5 protein-coding genes are annotated in these 4,788 nt (G+C 59.0%); all 5 read left to right on the top strand.

From position 1 onward, the window contains the following. A partial coding sequence (locus AC0AP0_RS09170; RefSeq protein ID WP_490430242.1) for an ABC transporter permease occupies positions 1-2,220 on the top strand: 2,220 nt, incomplete at its 5' end. Between the two features lie 121 nt (positions 2,221-2,341). Next, positions 2,342-3,184 (top strand): formate/nitrite transporter family protein, encoded by an 843-nt coding sequence (locus tag AC0AP0_RS09165; RefSeq protein WP_490430241.1) that lies wholly within the window; start codon positions 2,342-2,344, stop codon positions 3,182-3,184. A gap of 217 nt (positions 3,185-3,401) precedes the next feature. After that, complete coding sequence (locus AC0AP0_RS09160; RefSeq protein WP_198207774.1) at positions 3,402-3,560, top strand: hypothetical protein; 159 nt, start codon at positions 3,402-3,404, stop codon at positions 3,558-3,560. Between the two features lie 229 nt (positions 3,561-3,789). Further along, positions 3,790-3,930 (top strand): hypothetical protein, encoded by a 141-nt coding sequence (locus AC0AP0_RS09155; protein WP_198207776.1) that lies wholly within the window; start codon positions 3,790-3,792, stop codon positions 3,928-3,930. 106 nt (positions 3,931-4,036) lie between these two features. Continuing rightward, positions 4,037-4,788: nitroreductase family protein (locus AC0AP0_RS09150; protein WP_490430240.1), on the top strand; the 752-nt coding region annotated here is incomplete at its 3' end.

Genomic DNA, 4,788 nt, shown 5'->3' with positions numbered 1-4,788 from the left:
CAGTACGCCACCAGGATCGTGGAGCTGCACGACGGCTCCGTGATCAGCGACTCCGACCCCCTGCCCGACGACCAGGTGCCCATTCGCCGGGCCCGCCACCGCACCTTCGGCAAGGCCTCCATGGGGCTGCTGACATCCTTGTCGTTGAGTTTCAACAATCTTCGGACCAAGAAAGCCAGGACTGCACTCACAGCCTTCGCCGGATCCATCGGCATTATCGGCATCGCCTTGATCCTGTCCGTATCCACTGGGGTCAACCGCTACATCGACAGGGTGCAGCGGGAGACCATGACCTCCTACCCCATCACCATTCAGGAGCAGTCCTTTGACCTGAACAAGATAGTGGACTCCGCCCAGGAATCCCAGAAGGAGGCCAAGGCCCACAAGAATCTCAAGGCCATCCAGCCGGACGACTCCAGCATCAAGGGGGCCTCCAGCCTTACTAGCAGCATCACCCAGAACAATCTGACTGACTTCAAAAAATACTTGGACAATCCCAAGAGCGAAATCCACCAGTACGTCGGGTCCGTCGGCATCCAGTATTCCTACGCTACCAAGTTTTCGGTCTTCGGGCACGATCCGGACGGCAAGCTGGTCTCTGCGGACAAGGTGACCATGAGCGGGCAGGACGACGCCAGCTCCACCGCCAGCCAGATGGCCACGGCCAACACCGACAGCGACATGGGTGACATCCAGTCCATGCAGATGTCCTACCTGACCGGCAAGACCGAGAAGAACAAGGCCCCGGAGATTTTCGGCGAAATCATGCCGGGAGCCAATGCCAAGACCACCATCAGCAAGGTGGTGACCGACAACTACCAGGTGGTGAACGGCACATGGCCCAAGGCCAAGGATCAGGTGGTCCTGGTGCTGGACAAGAACAACCAGATGCCCGTCACCAGCCTCTACAAGCTGGGCATCCTCCCCTCCAGCCAGTACACCGACATGATGAACAAACTCAACAGCGGGCAGGAGGTCAAGGTCGACACCAAGCCCATCGAATACGCCAAGGCCATGGACCAGAAGCTTTCCCTGGTGCCCGCTGCGAACCAGTATGCCAAGGGGACCGACGGCCACTACCATTACATCGGCGACAGCACCGACCAGATGTCCAAGGCCGCCGACCAGGGTCTGCAGCTGCACATCGTCGGCATCGTCCGCCCCAACCAGGGGGCCAAGGCCACGCCACTCAAGGTGGGCGTCGGGTATACCCGCCAGCTGACCGATTACCTGATTGACCAGGCCAAGACCAGCCCCATCGTCACCGACCAGGAGGCTGACCAGGGCCACAGCGTCCTCAACGGAATGGCCTTCGCTCCCTCCGACGATGCGGCCAAGGCCAACGATGCCAAGGCCTACATCGCATCCTTGGGCGTCACACAGAAAGCCAGCATGGCCCAGGAGATCATGAAGGGTTCGGCGGCCATGGCCGGCCAGGAGACCCAAGCCCAGGGCCGGGCCGGAGCCGCTGCAAGAGCACAAGGTTCTGCAGGCATCCCCACGGGGGCCTCTGCCGAGCAGCAGACGGCCCAGGCATTCGACCAGTACATTGCCACCGCCCCTCAGGAGGCCCTGGTCGCCATCTACAACCAGTATGTCTCCACAGGCACCTACGCAGACAACCTGAGCGACTTCGGCCTGATCTCCCGGGACGCCCCCTCCCGGATCAGCATCTACACGGACAGCTTCGAGAACAAGAATTCTGTGGGCGACTCCATCAAGCACTACAACGACAAGGCTGCGGAGAAGAACAGGATCGTCTATACCGACTACGTGGGCCTGATGATGAATTCGGTCACCACCATCATCAACGTCATCACCTACGTGCTGATAGCCTTCGTCGGGGTCTCGCTGGTGGTCTCCTCCATCATGATCGGCATCATCACCTACATATCGGTTCTTGAGCGGACCAAGGAAATTGGCATCCTGCGCGCCATGGGGGCCTCCAAGCGGAACGTCTCCAACGTCTTCAACGCCGAGACCGGCCTCATCGGTCTTCTGGCAGGCCTGCTGGGGGTGGGCATCACGCTGCTGCTGATCATTCCGGCCAACAGCATCATGCACCACTTCATGGGGACTACTGAGGTGAATGCAGCCCTGCCTGCTTCAGGCGGGATAGCCTTGGTCATTCTGAGCGTGGTCCTGACCCTGATCGGCGGCTTGATCCCCTCACGGAAGGCAGCCAAGCAGGATCCTGCCACCGCCCTGCGCACCGAGTGAGACAGAGTGGCATTGGGTGGCACTGGCAAAGAAGTGAATTCCCGCACAGTAGGGCCCTAAGGGCAGTCCCTCTTTACTCGGGAATGCCATAATGAACCCCGTGAATGAGCAATCCAATCAGATGACAGATCAACAGAAGAGACAGCCCCTCTTCCCCGGGCGGGCCTTCATCAGCACCGTCCTGGACGTGGTCGAGAGCAAGAAGACCATGAGCGGCGCCCTGACCGGCAAGTACATGCAGCGAGCCACCATGGCGGGCCTTTTTGTGGGTATCTTCTTCACGGCCTTCTTCGTCATCATGGGCCAGGCCGGCCAGAACCCCGCCGACCATGGCCTGATCCTGGCAGGCCGGGTCCTGGCGGCGACCACCTTCGGCTGGGCCCTGGTCCTGATCTACTACACCAACTCGGAACTGCTGACGTCCAACATGATGGTGGTCACCATAGGCGCCTATCACAAGCGCCTGGGCTGGCTGGCCTCCCTGAGGATCCTCGTCCTCTGCCTTCTGGGCAACCTGGCCGGAGCCCTGATCGTGGCCGTCATCCTGCGCTTCTCATCCATCGTCAGCGGTCCCACCCTGGACCAGATGCTTGCGGCCGCGGCGACCAAGACCGGCTACGTCTCCGGCGGCCCCATGGGCTTCGCTGACCTGTTCGTGCGCGGCATCCTGTGCAACTTCTGCATCAACATCGCCATGCTCATGGTCTACAACGGCAAGCTTTCCAACGACTTCACCAAGTGCATCATCATGGTCGTGGCCGTCTTCGTTTTCGCCTTCTGCGGTTTCGAGCACTCGATAGCGGATTCGGCCCTTTTCCTCATCCTGGGTCTCTTCGGGCGGGTCAACGCCTGGAAGGCGATTCTGGTGGTCCTGGTGGCTATGCTTGGCAACTACATAGGCGGCGGCATCCTGATCGGCCTGAACTTCGCCACAATGAACGACGAGCGCCACTTCAAGGCCTGATAGCCTTCCCGTCAGCCGCCATCCACCTACTCATCTTGGTTTTATGCGCGCCTACGAGCCTGAGCGAAGACACCCATCATGAAAAACTCGAAAGCCTATGTATAAGCAGAAAACGAAGATTCCTGATGAGCGAGACCGAAACGGCAGCCTACAAGTCCCTGGTGCAGAAGTTCTACGGCCAGGTCTTCACTCGGAGAGATACCAGCAATATCGACTCATGTGGGACGACTACATTCAGCACAACTCAACCTGCGCCGACGGGAAGGCTGGTTTCCTGGAGTCCATCAAGGGCTTCCTGTCCCTTGACCCGCTAATCGGCATCATCGAGCACAACGTCAAAGGCGTACAGTCCCACAACGGCAACGGACTCTTCTGACCTCCAGCGGCATAAGAAAGAACGAAAACAAATAGGCAGGGAGACAACCGCAACCGCTCCAGAATATGGATACCTCTTTTAAACTGAGTCCAAACTCCGCCTCAACAATCCAAACGCCTGCAACGTTGATATGTTGAGCCAAGACGAATCCAGCTGCTGCCATGTCGTTTTGCTGACGTTATAATCGCAGTCTGCTCGGCAATCCGTCTGTGTGGAAGAGAACCCACTCATGCATTCAGGACTTTCTTCACAATGGTCCGGGCCTCCCGGTCTCCTCTTCGGCGTTCTGTCGGCAGCCGTCACCACCCTGGTCTCCGGCCTGTTCGAGCGTGGTTCCCAGGCTCTGATTGAACGCCGCCACCAGCGCTGAAAGCATAGGATGCTGACTGGCAACCAGGCAGTGCCCGATAACGCTGATTGCGTGATTTTGACGACAAAGTCTTGCATCGGCAGGCATTGACGGCCAGAATGTCAAAATGACCTTAGCAAATTCACAGAAAACCCCGGCCACGAGTCCGGCCGACAATCCCACCATAAGGACCTTGCTTGAGCGACGCTCCATCCGTGGATTCACCGACGAGCCGGTCGATGACCAGACCGTCGCCCTGCTGGAGCAGGCGGCCCAGCATGCGGCGACCAGCCGGTATTTCCATGAATGGTCGGCCATCAGGGTCACTGATCATGATGAGGCGCTTGCCATCGCCGATATGGCCCATCAGCACTATGTCGCCGAAGCTCCGCTGCTCTACATCTTCCTAGCCGACCAGCGTCGCAATGCAGATCTGGTTCGACGCTTCGCCGATGATGTGGATCCCGATACCACCCTGCTCAACACCGGGTATGTCTTCCTGCAGTCGCAGAACGATGCGGTCTTGGCCCTGCACGCCATGGAGACCGCAGCCAACGCCTTGGGCCTGGGCGGAGTCATTCTGGGCAGCGTCATCAATGACACAAACAGATTGATTGATCTGCTCAAGCTGCCCAAACTGGTCTATCCGGTCTTGGGGCTTGCCATCGGCCACCCGGCCCAGGATCCAGATCCCAAGCCCAGGATGCCTCGTCAGGCGCAAATCTTCACCAACACCTATCAGAGGGCCGACGACGATGCAGATATGAAGGATGCCCTGGCTGACTTCGACCAGACGGTCACCCGCTATTATCGGGACATCCGGCACATGGACGCTCCCCACCGCTCATTCAGTGCCATTATGGCTGACAAGGTTCGCAA

The organism is Bifidobacterium sp. POST2/T3 (B1) (assembly GCF_058197115.1).
Note: the sequence above shows the minus strand (reverse complement) of the source record. Positions and strands in the feature narration are given on the sequence as shown.

Excerpts from the sequence above, each read along its gene's own strand:
- AC0AP0_RS09155 (WP_198207776.1), top strand. The coding sequence starts at position 3,790 with ATGCATTCAGGACTTTCTTCACAATGGTCCGGGCCTCCCGGTCTCCTC.
- AC0AP0_RS09160 (WP_198207774.1), top strand. The coding sequence starts at position 3,402 with ATGTGGGACGACTACATTCAGCACAACTCAACCTGCGCCGACGGGAAG.
- AC0AP0_RS09165 (WP_490430241.1), top strand. The coding sequence starts at position 2,342 with ATGACAGATCAACAGAAGAGACAGCCCCTCTTCCCCGGGCGGGCCTTC.